The sequence below is a fragment of the Pelagibacterium lentulum genome (genome assembly GCF_003992625.1).
Classification (GTDB): Bacteria; Pseudomonadota; Alphaproteobacteria; order Rhizobiales; family Devosiaceae; genus Pelagibacterium; species Pelagibacterium lentulum.
This window is the reverse complement of the sequence record NZ_RZMW01000043.1, coordinates 1-20,996: the sequence shown is the minus strand read 5'-3', so window position 1 is coordinate 20,996 and position 20,996 is coordinate 1. Positions and strand designations below refer to the sequence as shown.

Genomic DNA, 20,996 nt, shown 5'->3' with positions numbered 1-20,996 from the left:
ACTCGTGCGCCGCCACGCTTTTGAGCGGTCAGTACCGGATCATGGATTGGCCCAAAACACTGCCAATCCTAAGCGATCCGTTGTGGTTCGTGCTCTGATATGACGCGTCTCTTATCGAAACACGAAATCCACGCCGCCGCCTGCTCGTAACACAGCTTTATACACCGAAAGGCGCGATTGCTGAAATCTTTATTAAAAATTCGTTAACGACTTTTTCACTCGTGTCATTTTGCAAGGAAAAGCAAGAATCTGTCAGCAATTAAGGCTCTCTTTAGACCCGTCACATTAATCTTCCTGCTGTATGAGTCAAACCGGCATTGGCAGAAAGGTCAATCATGGCGCAATCCGTATCGATTCCCTCTCTTGAGAGCGCCCGTGTCGACCGGACAAACCGGCCGATTGACCTTGTTCATCTTGCGCGCCAGACCATGGGCGACCAGATGCTGGAGCAGGAAGTGCTTCGCATGTTCGAGCGCCAGGTCAACGTCTATTTCGAGCGCCTGCGCGCGACACACGATCATTACGAACTCGAGCTCGGCCTGCATACGCTGCGCTCTGCCTCGGTGGGCATCGGGGCAACTGCGCTTGCCGATATCGTGCGCGGAGCCGAGCGCGAACTGGCCGAAGCTGGTCGCGTTGATCCTGAAACGCTTGACGATATGGCAATGGCCGTCTCGGAAGTCAGCGCCTATATCCTCAATCTGATCGCGGATTGATCCGCCTCACGAATCGTCCGGTTCGGGTTGTCGGCGGCCCGATCGCCGACTATATCGGTCGCGATACGTCGATATACCCCGCCCGGAGCCTCACAATCCATGCCGCAGATCACCTTCATCGAACCCGATGGCACGCGTCAGCAGGTCGAAGCCGAAATCGGCGCGACGCTGATGGAAACGGCTATCCGCAATGGCGTGCGCGGCATCGTTGCAGAGTGTGGCGGTGCCTGTACCTGCGCTACCTGCCATGTCTATGTCGATGAAGAGTGGATTTCGACCACCGGCGGTCCATCCTCGATGGAAGAGGACATGCTCGACTTCGCCTTCGATGTTCAGGAAACCAGCCGACTGTCGTGCCAGATCAAGATTCGCGACGATCTCGACGGTCTTGTCGTGCGCGTGCCAAGCCGCCAGGGCTAACCCGACTTATAGAGTAGTGTTTCCTGCCTGGGCCGCTTTTGCGTAAATTTTTGCGCCTGCGCACAGTGGCCCCCATGCGGTGTTCTAATGGTGTAAAGCCGAGGGAAATAAAGCACCGGCTTTGTCTTGCTGCCTTGCTGATTCCCATAAAAACCCTTATTTTCTAGGCCACTTGGAACGGGCAAATGCCGCCGATGGTAGCCCGCCTTGATCCGCAAAACCCTAGATTGAGCAATCGTCAGGAGACGGCGCACCCGTGGCACGGCTGAACACATTCCCGGTTTCGTTCAAGGTCGCTGGCCGATCGATCATCATTGTCGGTGGTGACGACGAGGCGTTGGCCAAGGCCCGACTCGCGGTCAAGACCAGCGCACGCGTCCTGATTTTTGCCGATGTTTTCGAGGCGGATTTTTCGGCGCTTGACGTAACACTCGTTTCCCGCCGGCTCGAAGCGCGGGACCTTGCCGATGCCGCTTTGCTCTTTGTTGCCGATCATGGCCTTGAAGGCGCCCGCGCGCTCGAACTGGCGCGGCAGGCCGGTGTCCCCGCCAACGAAGTGGACGTCCCCGAGAACTGCGATTTTTTCACACCCGCCATTGTCGATCGTGCGCCGATCTCGATTGCGATTTCCTCTGAAGGCGCGGCGCCAGTGCTTGCGCGTCTTGTGCGTGCGCGCATTGAAGCGATGTTTTCCCCCCGGCTTGGCGCTCTGGCCGGGCTTGCCGGCGCCATGCGCGACAAGGTGGCCGAGCTGATTTCCGATGGCACCGCGCGCCGCCGCTATTACGAGGCGCTTGTCACCTCGCCCGCCGTCGATGCAGCGCTGGTGAGCGGGCAGGGCGAAGCCGAAGCCCATCGCCTGCTCGATGCCCATGCGAAAGCGGGGCAGGGCGCAGGTGTTGTCTGGCTCATCGGTGCGGGACCGGGTGCCGAGGACCTTTTGACCCTGCGTGCCCAACGGCTTTTGCAGGAAGCGGATGTGATCGTTCACGATCAACTCGTTCCGCCGGCCGTGGTTGAAATGGGCCGCCGCGATGCTGATCGAATTTCCGTAGGCAAGGCCAAGGGCCATCACTCGTTCTCACAGGCCCAGATCAATACGCTCATCGTTCGCCTTGCGCGCGAGGGCAAGAAGGTCGCGCGGCTCAAATCCGGCGATCCGATGGTCTTTGGCCGGGCCGGTGAGGAAATCGCGGCACTGCGCAAGGCCGGTATCGATTATGCCATCGTGCCGGGTGTTACCGCGGCGCTGGCTGCCGCAGCCGATACGGCAACGCCGGTTACGCTGCGCAAGGTCTCGTCCGGCTTTGTTTTTGCAACCGCGCACGGAGCGGACAATACCGATCTGGCCCATTGGGCCTCGCTTGCCCGATCCGGGTTGACGCTGGGGCTATACATGGGCAAATCGATTGCGGGGCAGGTGGCCTCCGATCTCATGGCTCACGGTGTTGCTGCAACGGTACCGGTCGGGATCGTGGTCAATGCCGGACGCGCCGACAAGGCACTTTATGCGGGAACCATTGGTGCGTTGGCGGCAGGCGAAATCGCCTTTGCCGATGGCCCGGCGATCATTTTTATCGGTCACGCAGTGGCTGCGGGCGATTGGGCGCAAGCCGAAGCGATTGCGCCGGAACATTTCAGAGTAGCGTAGAAAGACAATATGCAAATCCTCACTGGAAACGAACTGCTCTCGGGCGCTGTCGTATATCTCGACGCAGCCGGCAACTGGATCGAAGACCTGCAAAAAGCGCGGGTTTTTGCAAAAGACGAGGCTGACGATCTCGATGCGGCCCTGGCTGCCACGAAGGCAACCGGCAAGATCATCAGCCTTGAGACCGAAGATGTGTCGGTCGAAAACGGGGTAATTTGTCCGAGCCGTGTTCGCGCACGTATCCGGGCCGAAGGTCCCTCCACCCCGCGTTTTGACCGCCAGCATCTCGATGAGGATGGCCATGTATCGATATGACGAGTTTGATGCCGCGTTTGTAAATGATCGCGTCGCGCAGTTTTCAGACCAGGTACGCCGCCGGATTTCCGGCGAGTTGACTGAAGACCAGTTCCGCCCCCTGCGGCTGATGAACGGTCTTTATCTGCAGTTGCACGCCTATATGCTGCGCGTTGCGGTGCCTTATGGCACGCTTTCGTCAAAGCAGATGCGGATGCTGGGCCATATCGCGCGCAAGTATGACCGGGGCTACGGGCATTTCACCACGCGCCAGAACATTCAGTACAACTGGCCGAAATTGCGCGACATTCCCGATATTCTCGCCGATCTGGCCAGCGTTGAAATGCACGCCATCCAGACCTCGGGCAATTGCATACGCAACGTGACGACCGATCAGTTCGCCGGTGCCGCTGCCGATGAAATCATCGATCCGCGCCCGGTTGCCGAAATCATCCGGCAGTGGTCGAGCCTGCATCCCGAGTTCACCTTCTTGCCGCGCAAGTTCAAGATCGCGATCACCGGCGCGCCGCAGGATCGGGCCGCGATCAAGTTCCACGACATCGGGCTTATGGCGCAGACCAATGGTTCGGGCGATGTGGGCTGGGCGGTCTATGTCGGTGGTGGCCTTGGCCGCACACCCATGGTTGCCAAGCTCATCAACGGGTTCGTGCCGCACGAGCACCTGCTAGCCTATCTCGAATCCATCATGCGCGTTTACAATCGCTATGGCCGCCGGGATAACAAGTACAAGGCCCGCATCAAGATTCTTGTTCATGAGGAAGGTCTTGAAAACATCAAGGGGCAGGTCGAAGCCGAGTTTGCCGAAGTCCGGGGCGGTGTTCTGACATTGCCGCAGCAAGAGCTGGACCGGATTACCGACTATTTCGCGCAGCCAGCCTATAAGGACACAGGCGTTGTCAGCGTCGACATCGAGCGGGAAAAGATTCTCGATCCGTCCTATGCTCGGTTTCTGGAAAACAACACGTTTCCCCACGCGCGGCCCGGCTATACGTCCGTTACAATCTCGTTGAAGCCCATCGGTGGCGCGCCGGGCGATGCCACGGCAGAGCAGATGGAAGCGGTTGCAGATCTGGCGGAGCAATACAGCTTCGACGAGCTGCGTGTAACACACGAGCAGAACCTTGTTCTGCCTCATGTGGCGCTCACCGATCTGCGGGCGGTCTATGACGGGCTGGTCGAGGCTCGCCTGGCCGATGCCAATGCCGGTGAGATTACCGACATGATCACCTGCCCAGGTCTGGATTTCTGTGCGCTGGCCAATGCCCGCTCGATCCCCATCGCGCAGGATATTTCAAAGCGCTTTGCGTCGCCCGACCGGCAAAAGGAAATCGGCAAGCTCAAGATCAAGATTTCCGGCTGCATCAATGCCTGCGGGCATCACCATGTGGGCCATATCGGTATTCTCGGCGTCGAAAAGAAAGGCACCGAGCTTTACCAGATCACGGTTGGCGGTGACGGCAGCGAAGACGCGGCCGTTGGCAAAATTCTCGGCCCCGGTTTCGTGGCCGAGGAGGTTCCCTCTGCCATCGAACGGCTTGTGGATGCCTATATCGCCAAGCGTGAAACCGAGGACGAACCCTTCATTGCAGCCTATCGGCGACTTGGAGACGCACCGTTCAAGGAGGCGCTTTATGGCAATGGGTAGGTTGGTGAATTGCATTTGGGCTGGTCACCCCTCATCCGACCCGGCTTTGCCGGGCCACCTTCTCCCTCAAGGGGAGAAGGGCAGACGAACGCAAGCGCTGCACCAGGAGCCCCCCTCGCCCCTTGAGGGAGAGGGGCCGGGGGTGAGGGGTGTTCTTTTGCTGTCAGGTGCTTTTTTCGGGGAGTTCACACATGGCAATGGCTAGCCCCATCGTTTCTGCCGAACCCAAACGGGACAAGCTGCGCCAGCTTGGGATCATTGCGCTTAACGGCATGTATGACGAAATGGATGCCGAGGGCGTTCTGCGTCAGGCGGTCGAAGACGTGCTGCCGGGCGATATTGCGCTCGTTTCATCGTTCGGAGCGGATTCGGCGGTGCTGCTGCACCTTGTTTCGCTGGTCGATAAGGATCTGCCTGTCTATTTCCTTGAGACCGGCAAGCATTTTGCCGAAACGCTGGATTATGTCGAAACGCTCAAGAGCGTGTTGGGGCTGACCAACGTAACCGCGCTCTATCCCGATCCCGAAGATGTCAAACGCTTCGATCCCGATGGCACACTGTGGGAAACCGATCCGGATTCGTGCTGCCATATCCGCAAGACCGAGCCGCTCGACAAGATCGTTGCAGGCTTTGGCGGCTGGGTGACGGGCCGCAAGCGGTTCCAGACAGCCGAACGCGGCGTTCTGCCGCATTTCGAGCTGACAAACGACGATCGGATAAAGGTCAATCCTTTGGCCTACTTTTCACACGAGGATATTGAGGCTTATAAGGCGAAGCACGACCTGCCCGAACACCCGCTTTATCGTCAGGGCTACAAATCGATTGGCTGCGCGCCCTGCACGAGCGCTGTCGCCGAAGGCGAGGACCCTCGCGCCGGACGTTGGCGCGGCCTCAACAAGAATGAATGTGGAATCCATTTTGACTTTAACGGAAAAATCGCAGCACCAATGAGCCAGTCCGATCTCACCTTGTTCAAGGACGGCTCGTTCAAGGCCGATCCGTGGAAGCCATGGGCGGAAGGCGATGCGCCCGACGCGGTGCGTTATGTCCATGTGCCCCTCACTGTGTTTGTCGAGAACCGCGAGGCGTTTCTGGCCAGCCCGCATCCGATAGGACTGCAAGTCAATCCCGGCGAGAGGGTCGAAGACGTCGCTGACGATCTGGCACGCTTTTCCTCGATTGCCATCAACTTTCCGGCCTTTACCGATGGGCGCGGCTATTCCAGTGCGCGCCTTTTGCGTGAGCGGTTCGGCTATGAAGGAGAATTGCGGGCAGTGGGCGACGTGCTGACCGACCAGATTCCCTTCATGCGCCGGTGCGGCATCAACGCGTTCGTCGTCACCAACAAAGCGACCCGCGCAGCGATTGAAAAGGATGCGCTGGCCGAAGTGCCCCTTTATTACCAGCCGGTGGGCGAGGGGCGCGAAGTGCCGGTCGGCACGCGTCCGTTTCTGAGGCGCGCCGGGAACTAACTATACTTGATAGGACGTGTCAGCTATACCGCGCACGTTCTAACCTAAAATTTTCCGATAGGACCTGTTTATGAGCGGAAATGAAATCGTTACCGATGTTGTGATTATCGGCGCTGGCCCGGTGGGCCTTTTTGCGGTGTTCGAACTGGGTCTTGTCGATCTCAAATGCCATGTCATCGATATTCTGGATCGCCCCGGCGGCCAGTGTGCCGAGCTCTATCCGGAAAAGCCGATCTATGACATTCCCGCTTTCCCGGAGATTTCCGGGCAGGGCCTGACCGACAATCTGATGAAGCAGATCGAGCCTTTCGGGGCCGAGTTCCACTATAGCCAGATGGTCACCAATGTCGAAAAGCTCGCTGACGGTAGCTTCCGCGTCACCACCGATGCCGACGAAACCTTCGTTGCAAAGGTTATCGTGGTTGCAGCGGGCGGCGGTTCGTTTCAGCCCAAGCGCCCGCCGGTTCCCGAAATCGAGAATTACGAAGGCAAGTCCGTCTTTTACGCCGTGCGCAAGATGGAGCAATTTCGCGATCAGGACATCGTTATTGTCGGGGGCGGGGACTCCGCGCTCGACTGGACGCTGAACCTGGAACCGCTTGCCCGCACGCTGACGCTGGTGCATAGGCGCGACCAGTTCCGTGGCCACGCCGACAGCGTCAACAAGATGCGTTCGCTCATTGCCGAGGGCAAGATCAACTTCGTGCGCGGCCAGCTTAGCCATCTTGAGGGCAATGATGGCATGCTCTCGGAAGTGCATCTGAAGACCGATGGCGGTGATATGGCCATTCCCGCGACCCGGCTTCTGCCGTTTTTCGGGCTGACCATGAAGCTGGGACCGGTTGCCGATTGGGGCCTGGACCTGCACGACAATGCGCTGATAAAGGTCGATACCGAGAAATTCGAGACCAGCCAGCCGGGCGTCTTTGCCATTGGCGACATTAATTGGTATCCGGGTAAGCTCAAGCTCATCCTTTCGGGCTTCCATGAAGGTGCGCTGATGGCGCAAGCAGCCAAGCGTATCGTTCACCCGGACGAAAAAGTGGTCTTCCAGTACACCACGTCCTCCACTAAGTTACAGAAAAAGCTTGGGGTTGCCTGATGCAGATCATCGTCACCGACCAGAGCGGCAATGTGCATGAACTCGAAGCCCTCGAAGGCTGGCGGGTCATGGAAGTCATTCGCGACTGGAATCTCAATATCCGCGCCGAGTGCGGTGGCGCCTGCGCGTGTGCGACCTGCCACGTCTTTGTCGATGAGGAATGGGAAGACCGCCTCAATGCACCGACCGACGAGGAAGAAGACATGCTCGACACGGTTCCCGATGTGCGATCCAACTCGCGCCTGTCGTGTCAGATTTTGATGACCGAGGACCTCGATGGTCTCAAGGTCACTCTTGCCGATTCCGCGCGGCAGGAAGAGGCTGCGTAAAGCGTCGCACACAATATCGCGGCAAGGCATGTTTTAAGGGCAGTTTCCGGCCAGAAACTGCCCTGAACTTTGCGTTAAAGGAGGCGATTCTGGCCCCTCAAGAATCGGGTTCCTGATTTTTCAGGCTTGTGATAGCTCTGGTATTCAACAGTATGCTCGGGCGGTTCCATGTTTCTTCTCCAATATCTTCCCTATGCCATCGCACTTGCGATTGCTGCAGCAATTCCGGGGCCCGGCATCGCCGCAGCGGTCGGGAAAGCCCTTGGGGGCGGGTTCCGCCCGGCCTTCTTTTTCATGAACGGGCTGGTCCTCGGCGATCTGACTTATCTTGTCCTTGCGGTTCTCGGTCTGGCTGCCATCGCAACGGCGTTTTCAGGTATTTTCGTCGTTATAAAAATCCTTGGCGCGGCCTATCTTGCCTATCTGGCCTGGAGCTTCTGGCGCGCCGGGATCGATCCGGACAAGGTACAGGCCCGCAAGGGGCACGGGATATGGGCGTCGCTGCTCTCCGGCTATTCCGTCACGCTGGGTAATCCCAAAACCATCATATTTTACATGGCCTTGCTGCCGACCGTCGTGCGGCTCGACGAGGTGACGCTGGAAGATTTCCTGTGGCTTTCGGTCGTCACCATCATCGTACTTTATGCGGTGGTCATTCCCTATATCGCGCTTGCAGCCAAGGCGCGTGACTTCCTGCGCAACCCACGCGCGCTCAAGGCGCTTAATCGCGGGGCGGCAGGGGCCATGGCTGGTGCTGCTGCCTATATCGTCTTGAAACAGTAGAGCGTTCTCAGAGAAAATAGGGCGAAAAGGGGGCGCGTGCCCTTAAAAAACCCTATATTGGGCGGCAACCGTTTGAAAGGTGGATGAGTTCTCTATGCGGCGACGTTCAAGTCGCATGTAGTCAAACGGAGAAAATCCATGTTCAAGAAGTCTCTTGTTTCCCCGATCGCTCTCGCATTCGGTCTTGCTCTGACCGGTGCTGCAGCCGCACAAACCATGGTTGGCGGTCAGGAAGTGACCGATGCGGACCTGGCGGAAGTCCAGGCGCATTGTGAAGCGCTGGCTGCTGATGAAACCAATGTAAATGGTGATGTGTCCGACGATGCAACCATTCAGGATGACGCTACCGATATCGGCGGTGTTGACCCGATGGCTGGCCTTGATGTGGCGTCCATTACCATTGAAGAGTGCCGCGAAGCTGGCTTGATCGATTAATTTCGATCATATCAGGGCAGCGCCGAAAGGCGCTGCTTTACTTATGTTTTTTCTGGATTCAGTTTTGCCAGATCAGCAACGAAGTCACCCACGACAGGTGATTTTTCCGTATTGAAGGGCAGCGGCCGTACGATGCTCATTGCTGCGATACCCACCCTTACGGTCATTAGCCCGTTTACGACCCCTTCTCCCAATCGCGCGGACAGTTTCGTGGCCAAGCCCTGGCCCACCAGTTGTTCGACCACCCCGTCGGTCAGCACCAGTCCGCCGGTTACAGCGAGATGGGCGATAATGGCGCCGATGAGGCGCATGAAACCGAAAAAGCCTGGTCGCGCTCCGTAAAGGTCCGCCAGGTTCCGGGCGAGGCGGAAGCTTTCATAGGTTATAAAGGCCACATCGATCAGCGCGCGTGGCGACACCGCCGTCACCAGCGCAACGCGGCGCGCGCTGGCTGCGGTCAGTGCCTTGGCGCGACGATCCAGCGGTGCCATGAAGCTGCGTTCGGCATAAGCGATCAACTCTTTGCCATCCAGTATCGACGCCTTGCCGTTCTCGAAGCTCTGCCTTGCGCGTGCCAGTTCCGCTCGAGAGCCATAGAGTTTCGTAAGTTCGTCAGTTGCTACTTTAGCCTGCACCAAGTCGTCATCGACATAGGCTAACGCAGCTTTTGCCCGTAGCCGATCCAATGTGCGCAGGCGCCAGAGGCCGAAAATCTCGCGCCCGATCAGTACCACAAGGGCGGTGACAAACAATGCGAGCAGGACAAGGCCGACCCAGCCGAGCCATTCATAGGCTGCGAAAAGATCGCGGACAAGCCGCTCGGCGGCTAGTCCAAGCCCAAGCGAGATCAGCGCCCCGGCCGTGCCCAGCGCCAGCGCGCGCCAGAAGCCGAAGCGTTTTTTCGGCGCGGGTGCGATTTCAGCAGGCGCCTCAAGTTCCTCAGCGAAAGCGTAATCGATTTGCTCGGCAGACTCGGAAGTAAACGCACGGGGGCTGCGGGCGTTATTGTCGGTTTTGCCATGGCTGGAAGTCGGGATGGCGCGCGGGTTTCTCATTGCAACTTGTCCCCGATCAGATAGTCGATGGCACGGTCGAGCCGGATATTGGGGAAAATCGGCTCTCCGGTCTCGGAGCGCTGAAGGTCGGTTGGTGGCAGAAAGCGCAGGAAATTAAGCTCAGGTGTCGATTCATCTGTTTTGAACAATGATTCCGGACTGTCCGGTAAGTCTCCAGGAAACAACGCGATTTCGGTTTCCCCATCGTAGGTTGTGTCGCCCAGAACCTGGCCCTGCTCAGGCGTTCCGATAATGGTGTCCAGCGTGTCGCCATTGTCCTTGATACGACCTTCGCGGGTGGCGCGGATGGCGGCAATGGCCAGAGACTGTGTTTGCGCTCCGGCAAATCTAGCGCGGCGCGTGGCGTTCATAACCAGCCGGTTCAGGATGGCTTCGAGCTTTGCGTGCGATGTGTGATGCAGAAGATCTGCCTTGGTCGCGGCAAAGAGGATCTTGTCGATCCGGCGGTTGAGGATGCGCGAGATCGGATTGACGCGGCCTTGCCGGTAGCAAGCCAGAACAGAGGTGAGGGCGTTTTCGAGGTCCGATACGGCTTCCGGCCCCGCATTGAGCGCGCGCAGCGCGTCGACCAGAACGATCTGCCGGTCGAGTCGCGCGAAGTGATCGCGAAAGAAGGGTCGGATCACGACGGTCTTATAGGCCTCGAAACGGCGCTCCAGCATGGCATAAAGGCTGTTGGAGCGGGGAGCGTGGCTGGGCTTTGGCAGTGGCGCAAATGTCAGGGCGGGGGAGCCTTCGAGATCGCCGGGCATAAGGAAGCGCCCCGGCGGTAGCGTAGAGAGTGCGCGGGCATCCTGCTTGGACGCGCGCAGATATTGGGTGAAGGCCAGCGCAAGGGTTTCGGCGGCGGTTTCATCGGCCTGCGCCATCGTGTCTGTCGCTTTGAGCGCTTCCAGGAACGGCGTTGCCTCTTCCTCCCGGTTAGGCCGCTGGGCCAGATCCAGCGCTTCGTCGCTCCACTGCCGGAAGGATTTTGACAAGAGCGGCAGGTCGAGCAGCCATTCGCCGGGATAATCGACAATATCGAGATTGAGCGTGGAAAGACCCATACGGTTTTTCAGCCAGCGGTCGGACTGATAGCGCAAAGTGAGCCGCACCTGCGAGATGCGGCGCGTGCTTTCCGGCCATGTAGGCGGCGTGCCGAGCAAGGCTGCCAGGTGGTTTTCATAGGCAAAGCGCGGGGTGGCGTTGTCGGGATGTTCGGTCAATTGTGCGCCAATCAACCGGCCTTGCGTCATGGCCTGAAAGCCGGGCAGGGTGGCGCCCGAGAGCAGGTTGTGGATCAGTGCGGTGATGAAGATTGTCTTGCCCGCGCGCGAAAGCCCCGTCACCCCGATCCGCAACGTCGGGGTAATGGCGCCGCTGGCCGCATCGGCAATGTTGCCCAGCGTTATGCCGACCTCATCAACAAATATGGTGGGAAGATTGGACAGGGGTCTTGGTCTCCGGTTACGCAAGGTCAAAGTAGGGGGAGAACATCAGATTGCAAGGCGGGTGTCGATATCGCTTGCCGATATGACGCTGCTGGACTATCGGTGTTGTGTCTTCGGTCTTCGCCGACTGAAGACTTTGGCCCGGTCGGAGATTCCACCTCCTGGCCGGGCCATTCATTTTTGACGAGCACGGTGATCACGATGGCCTACACTCCGCGTCGACCAACCAGTGGTAAAGAGCGCGCTGAGGCTCTCTTCAAGGCCGCAACGACCAAGCCCGACGCACCCAAGGCGCAAGCCAATCCAGTCCCGACAGGCAAGGAGCTTGTTTCGCTGCGTATCGATAGGGATGTTCTCGCCCATTTTCAGGACGATGGACCGGGCTGGCAAGAGCGGATCAACGCCGCCTTGCGCGCCGCGGCCAAGCTGGACTGACACCGCCCCCTCGGTCGCATGTGTATCCTGCTCCCGCGAGGGCGGCACACGTCTGATAGCAGTGCCTACCATTCCCCCGTGCCGACCTTGCCCAGATCATAGGGTGTGGTCTGGTAAATCTCGTTGATCCAGTTCTGGAACAACAGATGAGCATGGCTGCGCCAGCGGTTTTCCGGCATTTGTGACGGATCGTTGCCCGGAAACAGGTTGGCAGGCAGTTCCGGATCGAGCCCGGCCTTGACGTCGCGCTCATACTCGTCAGCCAGCGAGCGATTGTCATACTCGAGATGGTTGAGCATGTAGAGCGCGCGATATTTCCGGTCGTTGAGCATGCAGATGCCGACCTCCTCGCTATCGATAAGCACTTCGAGATCGCTGCTGACGCTGGACCGGTCAATATCGTTATTACGCGAGACCGGGACGGCAAGATCGTCGGAAAAGCCCCGCAGATAGGGTGAGCGGGTGTCGAGTACCCGGTGGCGGAAAACGCCGAACGCTTTCTTGTCGCGGCGGAAGCGCTTCACATCATGGAAGTGGTGCAGGGCTGCCTGCGCCCCCCAGCAAATGAACATGGTGTGATGCACATTGGTCTGCGTCCAGTCCATGATCTCGACCATCTCGGGCCAGTAGCGCACATCCTCGAACGGCAGGTTGGCAATCGGCGCGCCGGTAACGACAAAGCCGTCGAACTTGCGTTCACGCACTTCTTCCCAGGTCTGGTAGAAGGTCTGGAGATATTCTTCCGGGGTGTTTTTGGAGTCATGATCGGTTATGCGCACCAGCGAAAGATCGATCTGGAGCGGGGTGGCCGCAATCAGGCGGGCGAACTGGGTTTCGGTCCGTTCTTTATTGGGCATCAGGTTGAGCAGCCCGAACTGGAGCGGGCGGATGTCCTGCCGCGCGGAGCGGGACTTGTCCATGACGACCACGCCCTCGTTTTCGAGCGTTTTGCGGGCGGGGAGTTGATCTGGAATACGGATTGGCATTTTTCAAAGTCCTGTGTGTAGCGTTAGATCAGGGTTTTCGGGCGCTGATGGCGCTACACATGAGGGCGGCAAAATCCTTGTCGTCGCGCACCGATGAAAGATCGGTCGCCTGCACTTCATAGCCGAAATTGTCCGCGAGCGCCTGATAGCGGGGCAAGCGGTCTTCCAGCAGGGCTTCAAAACCCCAGACGGCAAAGGCGTTCGGGTCGACATCATCGTCGTGGGCTATGCCGTTGGTCCTTTTGAACTCGTCCCATTTGGCAATGAGAAAATCGGGCGGATAATACATCGGCTTTGGCTGTGCCTTGAAACGCTCGACAAGCCTGTCGGCATCCGCATCGGTGCCCTTGAGATAAAGGAGCACCGTGTTTTCGGTCAGAGCCTTCACCACCGGGTCCTCTCGATTGTGCGGATCAAGGACTTCGATCAGCGAACCGCCGGTATCGCAAAGGAAATTATCATAGCCATAAAGGTCTTTTGCCCGTTCGATGAAATAGGGCACATCGAGCAGGGAATAGACTTCGGCAATGCGATGCTGTTCCTGCCGACGCTGATATTCAGCGAAAGGTAAACCGCCCAGTTCAGGATTGCCCGGCGTTCCGAGATAGGTTGAAAGCGGGTCGAGATTGTCGAACGTGATGTTGGACGAAATATAGATCGAATCCGAGCGCAGCAATTCGGCGAGGAACGGCACTTTCATGGCCTCGCGCTTGAAATTGTCCACGATGTATTCGCCCATATGGCGCGTGCCGATACGGAAATCGACCGAGAAATGAAACCATTCAGCCCGGCGCAACAGATTGCCGAGCCGGGTCTTGCCAACGCCTGCCATGCCGAAAACAGTCACGGCTTTGCGGTCAAGACCGGTATATTGGCTGGCGCTTTCAAAAAGCATGTCGTCTCCGGATTTTTGCAATTCTAGCAGTATCGATTGGCATTAGCCTATTGGCCCAATCGAGACAAGGCGCGGGGCCTGGCGAGGCAGAAATTGCCGGATGAGCGGTCGTTCTTGCCTGTCGTTGCCTCTGTAAATTACCGTGCGAATGTAGAAAAATCATTATATTTCAATGATATAAAAAGTTGGCATTGCGTTTGCATTACTTGTGTCGAGCAGGTGCGTTTCGCACCGATTTCGATACGGAGAGTAGTAATGGGTATCTATGGGGCATTGTCGACTGCCGTTTCCGGGCTGCGCGCCCAGGCATTCGCCTTGGAAAACATCTCGGGCAATATCGCAAATTCGCAGACCACCGGTTACAAGCGGATGGAAACCGGGTTCATCGATATGGTCACGGATGCTGCCGTCGGGCGGCAGGTCGCCGGTGCGGTGTCTGCGTATTCGCGTTCGACCAACGATGTGCGCGGCGACATCATAAATTCCTCCACTGGCACCCATGTTGCGCTTACCGGTTCAGGCTTTTTCGTGGTTGGCGAGCGCACCGGCATGAGCGACGGCAATTCGATTATCGGCGGCTCGAACTTCTACACGCGGCGTGGTGATTTCGAGATGGACCGCGAGGGGTATCTGGTCAATGGTGCTGGCTACTATCTCAAGGGCGTTCCCATCGGAGCGACTGGCAATCCAATCGGTTCTGTGCCGGAAACCATCAAGATCGATAATGGCGTTATTCCTGCTCGTGAAACCAGTCGTATCAATTACGGCCTGAATCTGCCTGCAGATCCAGCCGTTGGCCTTTATACCGGTGGTTTGACGGATATATCGGGTCTGGACTTGGAGCCATTCAAAGAGGCAAGTCTGAATGGCGGTGCCATCACAACTTTTGCATCCAATGGTGCTCCAGTGCAGGTTGAATTGCGGTGGGCAAAAACTGACGATGCGCCCGACACTTGGCAGCTTTACTATCAAACCGCAAGCGACCCGGAGCGCTGGCTTGCCGTCGATGACGCCGTGGCGACATTCAACGCCAACGGTACGCTTGCCACATTGAATGGCGACCCTATCGGTGCAAATCAAGTTGCCAACATTACTATGGGCGGCATCGAAGTCAACGGAACGACACTTGGCGATGTCGAGCTCAATTTTGGCACAGGCGGTCTGACACAATTTGCAAACACCAGTGGGCGCGCTTCCGACATTCAATTGTTCCAGAACGGGTTCCCTGCTGGTTCATTCCTGGGCGTTGAAATCAGCGACGCTGGCCGGGTTGTTGCGACCTACAGCAATGGCGAGCAGGTGGATCTCTATCAACTCGTCACCGCCGATTTTAACGCAGCCAACATGCTCAAGCGCTTGGATGGCGGCGTCTATGCGGCAACCACGCAGTCAGGCGAGCCAATCTTCTCGCTTGAAGGTGGGATTGCCGGTAGTGCGCTGGAAGCGTCGAACACGGACATTTCTGACGAATTCACCAAGCTGATCGTAACGCAGCAGGCCTATGCTGCAAGCACGCGTATCGTTTCGACATCCGACGAAATGCTCCGCGAAGCCCTGAATATGGTCCGGTAACAACGGCCGCTATCGCGTGAGACGAGGTTAGATTTATGGGACTGAGTTCGGCACTTTCCAATGCCCTTGCAGGCATGAATGTCAATCAGCGCGGCATTGATGTCGTCTCGCGCAATGTCGCAAACCAGGGGACGCCGGGGTACCACCGGCAGTCCCTCGTTCTGCAGGAGACCAGCTTTGGCGCAAGCGCCGGGGTTCGTCCGGCGAGTGTATCGCGCGCCTTCGATTCAGCGCTTGAAAAGCAGCATCTTGTTTCGGTCTCCTCGGTTGGATTTTACGGGGTCAAGGCCAGCTATCTGGATCGGATGCAGATCGAGCTGGGGCGTCCCGGTGATCCGCAATCGCTCGATACGCTATACTCGAAATTCGAGAATGCGCTTCAGGCGATGGCGACCAACCCCAATGATCTCGGCGCTCGTGCAGGGGTCATAAATGCTGCACAGACGCTTGTTGAACAGCTCAACCTGCTGACCAATCAGGTCCAGGAAATGCGCCGGGATGTCGAATATCAGATGTCCAATTCGGTGTCCGAACTCAACACGGCGCTTAAGTCGCTGGAAAATATCAATACGCAGCTCAAGGGGCAGGTGCAGGACCCGACTGCAAGGCTCGCAATGCTTGACGAGCGTGATCGGCTTGTCGCCTCCATCTCTGAGAAAATGGAGATCAGCGTAAACTATCGCGACAACGGAACGGTTTCGCTCATGACCCCCAATGGGGTCGGGCTGCTCGATTACACGGCATCGCAATTCTCGTTCGTGCCGACTGGAGCCGTTTCGGCAAATGACCCCGATGTCGTCGGGCAGTTGATGTTGCGTACACCCTCGGGCCTTGAAGTGGATCTGGTCGGTCAGGGTCTGTTGACGTCAGGCTCGCTTGCCGGCCTGGCCGAACTTCGCGACAAGACGCTTGTCGATATGCAGCATCAGCTTGACGATATTGCGTCCGCGTTGGCACTGGCCATGAACACTGCGGCCGATCCGGCCGATGACGATCTGGCGCTCGATCTGTTTATCGATGGCGCCAATCCCTATGATGAGAACGATATACAGGGCTTTGCCGGGCGCATTCGCCTTAATCCCGATGTCATTGCCGATCCGACCTTGCTGGTGCAATACGGGCCGGACATCTCGCTGGGCGATCAGGCACGGCCGCAATTTTTGCTCAACAATCTCAAGACGATGAATTTCGTCTCCGACCATGTTTCGGACATCGATAATGGCGGGGTGCGCCTGTCAGGACGGGTGGGCGATCTCGTCTCTCAGATGATCAATCATCAGGGCAGCATCGTTGCCAATGCCCAGTCCAAATCCAGCTCCGCCATGTATTCTCTGGAATCGGTCACGATGCGGATGGAGGAGCAGTATGGCGTCAATATCGATGAGGAAATGGCGCGGCTGCTGCAATTGCAGACAGCATATTCGGCCAATGCGCGGGTTATTTCCACCGTGCAGGAACTCATGAACGCCCTCTTGCGGATGTAGGATGAACCATGAACATCAATAGTAAATCTCTTTATCCGATCTCCAGCAATGTCCGTATGCTTGGCAATATGCAGAAGCAGTTGGACGGGCTCATCAACCAGTTGGGCACCGGCAAGCGTTATGGCAACCTCGCCGATATGGGATCGGCGCGGCTTCATGCGCTCAACCTGCATGCCCGGCTGGGCAAGGTGCAGGGCTATCAGGCGAATGCGCAAACGGTTCAGACCCGCATTGACTTTCACGTCAATGCGCTTGAGCGGCTTTCCGAGATTGAATCGGAAACGCGCAGACTGGCGATTCCGAGCGCGTATGGCACCGATGGCGTCAATATGACGGTGATCGAACAGCAATCGCGGAGCCTGTTCAATGAAGTCATCGACCTGCTCAATACCGAGATTAACGGGCAATACATCTTTGCGGGCAACAAGAGCGACACCAAGCCGGTGCCCGATTTCAAGGACCTGATGGATGCGACGGCCCCGGACGGCTACCGTGCGGTGCTCAATGAATACAAGCAAGCGCATGAGGTCGATAATCTCGGCCGTATGACGGTCGCTGCGGGAGCGGATTCGGCAACACTGGCCGGTTCGCCATATGCGGATTTCGGCATTCAGCTTGTTGGCGCCACAGCGAGCGATTCCATTGCCGTCACGGGCGATGCGGCCACCGGCTATACCTTCACCGTCGATCAGGGGGCAGTCGAAGTCGGGGATTCTGTCACCATCACGGTCAGCCTGCCGCAAGATCCCAACAAGACCTATACGATCAAGCTCCGCGCGACCGAGGAAACGCCCGCCGGTCTGGGCCAGTTCACGATTGGCGATCCGGACTCGATTGGAGAGGCACTCGAGAAATCCATCGACGTCTTTGCCAAGGGCGAACTTGCGGCCGCGACGGTCGAGCAGGCCACTAACGCCTTCTTCACCTCAGATCCCGATGCCGGCGTTCAGCGAGTCGACCTTGGGGCACCTGCCTATTATATGGACGTCGATTACGACGACACGATCCGTTGGTATAACGGGCAGACCAGCGATGTGCCCCGTCAGAGCATGGTGGGCCAGGTCGATGAGGCGACGCGCGTTGCCTTCGGCGTTCAGGGCAATGAACACGGACTGGCTGAACTCATGCGCGGCCTGTCGATGATGGTTGTCGGCGATTTCAAACTGGCGCCCGATTCCAACGACCCCGTCGTCAAGGCCCAGAACGAGCAGAAGAACGCCGCCACCATCGCCCGCTATGAAAGCATTGCGGACAAGGTGCGTTACCGGCTGTCCGATGCCCATAACAACATGCCCGGTTCGATTGAAGTCATCACGATGGAACTGGCGCTTTCCAGCGTTACGCTGAAAAATGTCGGAGAGCGTCACGCCCATTTCGAGGCGCAACTGGAGAATCTGCTTTTCGATGTCGAGGAAGCGCCGACCGAGGAAGTGGCCATGCAGATTCTAACGCTCACTACGCGCATGGAAGCGAGCTATCAGGTTACTTCGATGGTCAATCGCCTGTCGCTGGTCAACTTTTTGAGCTAGAGCGTCAGGCGCACGCTGTTGATGAGAACTGATGAGAAAAGGCCCCGGAGTGAGAACTCCGGGGCCTTTCCCGTGCAGGCTGATACTACCGCATGAAAATGCAAATGGCCCGCCGGGGCGGGCCAAAGGCAGTCAAGCGGCAGCGGAATTAGATCCTCTCAGGCCCGCCGCAATCTGACGATTGATATTGATCAGGCTATCAAGCATTTCCGGCTTGGGATTTGCCATGATCTCAAACGTCTGGCTCATAATGAAGATACCCAGATTAGCTACATTTTCCCGCACAGGGACGGGGAGGGGGCTTTTTTCGTCGGTTACAGCAGCGATGAAAAAGCTCCAGACCCGGCGATTGCGATTGAGAATATCGGTCAGTTCGCCCGGTGTGCTTTCACCCCAGTTGTCGCGCACCTTCTGCAGGTTCATCGCCATCCGCGTCAGCAAATTCGCTTCGAGGTCTCGTGGACCGGCTGTTTGCCTAGCCGTCTGTTGATAGGCCAGCGCTCCCTGATGCTGCATTTGATAGAAGCCCCCGTTCGTATTCTATGAGTTTCTTGGCGATCTTAAGAGCCTTATATAAATCGCCAGTTAAAATCTCGTTGTTGATCTGATCGATCAACGGGAGCGTCGATGGCGCGGCGCGAATGATGTCATTGACCAGTTCAAAATAGTTGCGCTGCAGTTTTTCGGTGGATTGATCCACATACATGATCTGAATGGCGAGATAGACGGACTTGGCTGGCGTATCGGCGGTTGCCGGGGTCAGGATGTCCTTTTCGCGCAGGATCGGGGCGCTGCCTTCGAGAAACAGCTTTGTGCGCTGATCGGAATTGGTGATTACGCAATTGCCGATGATCATCTTCTCGCCGGGCTTGAGTTCAACTTTCAACGCCATGATTCGCTCCCCGTCTGGTCCGCTGCAAATTAGGCGCTTTCGCCTGAAAAAGAAAAGGGCAGGCCTTCTGGCCTGCCCCAATCCACAAGTATTTGCTCTTCTTTATTCTTAGAAGAGACGCAGAACGGCCTGATCAGCCTGCGAAGCCATCGACAGAGCGGTCGAGGACAACTGCTGACGGGTCTGCAGAGCCAGAAGGTTTGCAGCTTCCTCATTGGCATCGGCCAGGGTGAGGTTGGCAGCACCGGTCTGCAGGGTGTTGATCATGTTCTTGGAGAAGTTCTGACGGTTTTCAACGATCGAGAGCGATGAGCCGAAAGCCGAAGACTGCGAACGAACAGAGTTGATGGCGCCCTTAACTTCCGCAAGGAAAGTATCGATCGTGGAATCGCTATCGAAATCGGCTTCGTTTACGAAGGTCTGAATACCCAGCGTTGCCGAGTTGATCGCTTCACCGTCCTTGGCCTGGATATCGATATCCGAGGTGCCGAGTTCGTTGAAGGTGATCTTCAGATTGTCGCCACGCAACAGGTTGATACCGTTAAACGATGCGTCATCAGCCAGTTTGTCGAGCTGATCGCGCAGTTCATTATACTGTGCTGTCAGATCGGCACGAACGGAGTTGCCGTCTATTGTACCGTCACCACCGCCTGTGTTAGTTATTGTGAGGTCCTGCGTCGAAAGGTTTTCGATGCGGAGCTTGCCGTTGTCGTTGGAGGCCCGAACTGCCCCCTCCAACGTACCGCCCGCTTTGGCGGCGTCATTGATGGCGGTTACGACATCATCGATCGTGTCGCCTTGCGCGAAAACGATGTCAACCGGAGTGCCAGCAGTGCCAGTCGTTGCGCCGCCTGCAAAGGAGATAGTGCCGCCTTCGAGTTCACCCGGCCCTGCACCTACGGCAGTGCTTGCTGTAAGTTCATACGAAGCCGTTTCGAAGCTCTTGTCCTGACGCGCCTGACGAAGCGTGGACTGCATGGATTCGAGAGTCTTGGTGATTGCGGTGAGGCCGTTATCAGCAGCTTCGATCACCTGAATACCGTTGGCCATATCGTCCATCAGGGCGCTGATGTCGCCTGCACGGGCGTTAAGGCTGGAAGCGGTAAAGAAGTTGGTAGGATTGTCCAGAGCCGAGTTGACCTTGTTGCCAGTCGCCAGGCGGTTCTGGGTCTGGGCCATCATGGAAGCGGTGTTCTGGAGGGAAAGCAGGTTCGTGCGAACGGCTTTCGACAGTGCTACATCAGACATATATAATCCCCTTCTAGGATTTACTCATAACGTCACCTCGTCCTGAGGTGTGAGGCGACACTGGCCCCCGAGGCTTAAAATTTCGGTTAATGGATTAAATCGGTTTCGTGGGATTTGGCGCCGCGGGATTTTATGGTTAATGAACGGTTTTCGGCGTGTGCGGGGTATGTCTCGCGCACCAGTGCCTCATCTCCTCCACCATCATCCCTGTCCTTGCACCGGGACGGCGAGGCTGCGAAATGTGCCATTGCCCTGTGCTTCTCATGGCCGTTGCGCCAATACCTCGACTATCCCCTCCGCTATCGTCCCCGGCCTTGAGCCGGGGATCTTTCTTTAGAGCACTTGCTTGAGGCACAGACCCGCGGGTCAAGTCTGCGGGCGAGATCGGATAGGTCGGTGCTAGGTACCTTGGGCGCTTGATGATTTTGGAATTGCCCGTACCGACGAGGCAAAGCCGAGGAGCCCGACGCCTCACGTTCTGCTCCATCCCCTCCGTTATCGTCCCCGGGCTTGACCCGGGGATCTCTCTTTGCAGCGCGTGCTTTGGGGGGCACAGACCCGCGGGTCAAGCCCGCGGG

General features: G+C 57.5%; 21 protein-coding genes. 14 read left to right on the top strand and 7 right to left on the bottom strand.

All coding sequences use genetic code 11. The features are described 5' to 3' along the window. Positions 1–335 precede the first annotated feature (335 nt). The 10 genes from EO133_RS20440 to EO133_RS16995 all read left to right on the top strand — a co-directional run bounded on the left by EO133_RS20440 (position 336) and on the right by EO133_RS16995 (position 8,868). Positions 336–716: an Hpt domain-containing protein gene (locus EO133_RS20440; protein ID WP_188681872.1), complete on the top strand. Its 381-nt coding sequence runs from the start codon at positions 336–338 to the stop codon at positions 714–716. A gap of 99 nt (positions 717–815) precedes the next feature. Then, positions 816–1,136 (top strand): 2Fe-2S iron-sulfur cluster-binding protein, encoded by a 321-nt coding sequence (locus EO133_RS17035; RefSeq protein ID WP_127073863.1) that lies wholly within the window; start codon positions 816–818, stop codon positions 1,134–1,136. A 256-nt stretch (positions 1,137–1,392) separates the two neighbouring features. Beyond that, positions 1,393–2,787, top strand: a complete 1,395-nt coding sequence (cysG, locus tag EO133_RS17030; protein ID WP_127073862.1) for a siroheme synthase CysG — start codon at positions 1,393–1,395, stop codon at positions 2,785–2,787. A 9-nt stretch (positions 2,788–2,796) separates the two neighbouring features. Next, entirely contained in the window at positions 2,797–3,102 is a 306-nt protein-coding gene (locus tag EO133_RS17025) for a DUF2849 domain-containing protein (protein WP_127073861.1), read from the top strand. After that, the gene (locus EO133_RS17020; RefSeq protein WP_127073860.1) at positions 3,089–4,747 is read left to right on the top strand and encodes a nitrite/sulfite reductase; all 1,659 of its coding nucleotides are present in this window, start codon (positions 3,089–3,091) and stop codon (positions 4,745–4,747) included. The genes EO133_RS17025 and EO133_RS17020 overlap by 14 nt, the downstream gene beginning before the upstream one ends. Before the next feature lie 191 nt (positions 4,748–4,938). Next, the gene (locus tag EO133_RS17015) at positions 4,939–6,219 is read left to right on the top strand and encodes a phosphoadenylyl-sulfate reductase (RefSeq protein WP_127073859.1); all 1,281 of its coding nucleotides are present in this window, start codon (positions 4,939–4,941) and stop codon (positions 6,217–6,219) included. 70 nt (positions 6,220–6,289) lie between these two features. Further along, entirely contained in the window at positions 6,290–7,321 is a 1,032-nt protein-coding gene (locus EO133_RS17010) for an NAD(P)/FAD-dependent oxidoreductase (protein ID WP_127073858.1), read from the top strand. Then, positions 7,321–7,650 (top strand): 2Fe-2S iron-sulfur cluster-binding protein, encoded by a 330-nt coding sequence (locus EO133_RS17005; RefSeq protein ID WP_127073857.1) that lies wholly within the window; start codon positions 7,321–7,323, stop codon positions 7,648–7,650. The genes EO133_RS17010 and EO133_RS17005 overlap by 1 nt, the downstream gene beginning before the upstream one ends. 168 nt (positions 7,651–7,818) lie before the next feature. Beyond that, positions 7,819–8,433 carry a LysE family translocator gene (locus EO133_RS17000; protein WP_127073856.1) on the top strand — a complete coding sequence of 205 codons (615 nt, stop codon included), beginning with the start codon at positions 7,819–7,821 and terminating at the stop codon, positions 8,431–8,433. A 138-nt stretch (positions 8,434–8,571) separates the two neighbouring features. Then, entirely contained in the window at positions 8,572–8,868 is a 297-nt protein-coding gene (locus EO133_RS16995) for a hypothetical protein (protein WP_127073855.1), read from the top strand. Between the two features lie 41 nt (positions 8,869–8,909). Here EO133_RS16995 and EO133_RS16990 read toward each other — a convergent pair whose 3' ends face one another. Both EO133_RS16990 and EO133_RS16985 read right to left on the bottom strand, forming a co-directional pair. Beyond that, positions 8,910–9,923, bottom strand: coding sequence for a YcjF family protein (locus EO133_RS16990; protein WP_127073854.1), 1,014 nt, complete (start codon positions 9,921–9,923; stop codon positions 8,910–8,912). Beyond that, positions 9,920–11,377 carry a YcjX family GTP-binding protein gene (locus EO133_RS16985; RefSeq protein ID WP_127074032.1) on the bottom strand — a complete coding sequence of 486 codons (1,458 nt, stop codon included), beginning with the start codon at positions 11,375–11,377 and terminating at the stop codon, positions 9,920–9,922. Before EO133_RS16985 ends, EO133_RS16990 begins: the two co-directional genes overlap by 4 nt. A 201-nt stretch (positions 11,378–11,578) precedes the next feature. On the opposite strand from EO133_RS16985, the gene EO133_RS16980 reads away from it, so the two are divergent. Beyond that, the gene (locus EO133_RS16980; protein WP_127073853.1) at positions 11,579–11,812 is read left to right on the top strand and encodes a BrnA antitoxin family protein; all 234 of its coding nucleotides are present in this window, start codon (positions 11,579–11,581) and stop codon (positions 11,810–11,812) included. A gap of 65 nt (positions 11,813–11,877) precedes the next feature. Here EO133_RS16980 and EO133_RS16975 read toward each other — a convergent pair whose 3' ends face one another. Together EO133_RS16975 and EO133_RS16970 are read right to left on the bottom strand one after the other, a co-directional pair. Beyond that, a complete protein-coding gene (locus EO133_RS16975; RefSeq protein WP_127073852.1) occupies positions 11,878–12,798 on the bottom strand; it encodes a homoserine O-succinyltransferase in 921 nt (306 codons plus the stop codon). 28 nt (positions 12,799–12,826) lie between these two features. Next, on the bottom strand, positions 12,827–13,693 hold the full coding sequence (locus EO133_RS16970; protein WP_127073851.1) for an ATPase: 867 nt from the start codon (positions 13,691–13,693) through the stop codon (positions 12,827–12,829). 255 nt (positions 13,694–13,948) lie between these two features. Here EO133_RS16970 and EO133_RS16965 point away from each other — a divergent pair, with 255 nt between their 5' ends. The 3 genes from EO133_RS16965 to EO133_RS16955 are packed head-to-tail and all read left to right on the top strand — an operon-like array spanning position 13,949 to position 18,278. Beyond that, positions 13,949–15,265, top strand: coding sequence for a flagellar hook protein FlgE (locus EO133_RS16965; RefSeq protein WP_127073850.1), 1,317 nt, complete (start codon positions 13,949–13,951; stop codon positions 15,263–15,265). 35 nt (positions 15,266–15,300) lie between these two features. Then, complete coding sequence (flgK, locus tag EO133_RS16960) at positions 15,301–16,749, top strand: flagellar hook-associated protein FlgK (RefSeq protein WP_127073849.1); 1,449 nt, start codon at positions 15,301–15,303, stop codon at positions 16,747–16,749. A gap of 8 nt (positions 16,750–16,757) precedes the next feature. After that, positions 16,758–18,278 carry a flagellin N-terminal helical domain-containing protein gene (locus tag EO133_RS16955; RefSeq protein WP_127073848.1) on the top strand — a complete coding sequence of 507 codons (1,521 nt, stop codon included), beginning with the start codon at positions 16,758–16,760 and terminating at the stop codon, positions 18,276–18,278. A gap of 132 nt (positions 18,279–18,410) precedes the next feature. On the opposite strand, the gene flaF is transcribed toward EO133_RS16955, so the two are convergent. The 3 genes from flaF to EO133_RS16940 form a co-directional block, all read right to left on the bottom strand. After that, positions 18,411–18,794 carry a flagellar biosynthesis regulator FlaF gene (gene flaF, locus EO133_RS16950; RefSeq protein WP_127073847.1) on the bottom strand — a complete coding sequence of 128 codons (384 nt, stop codon included), beginning with the start codon at positions 18,792–18,794 and terminating at the stop codon, positions 18,411–18,413. Continuing rightward, complete coding sequence (gene flbT, locus EO133_RS16945) at positions 18,754–19,170, bottom strand: flagellar biosynthesis repressor FlbT (protein ID WP_127073846.1); 417 nt, start codon at positions 19,168–19,170, stop codon at positions 18,754–18,756. The genes flaF and flbT overlap by 41 nt, the downstream gene beginning before the upstream one ends. Positions 19,171–19,278: 108 nt before the next feature. Beyond that, positions 19,279–20,418, bottom strand: coding sequence for a flagellin N-terminal helical domain-containing protein (locus tag EO133_RS16940; protein WP_127073845.1), 1,140 nt, complete (start codon positions 20,416–20,418; stop codon positions 19,279–19,281). Positions 20,419–20,996: the final 578 nt, after the last annotated feature.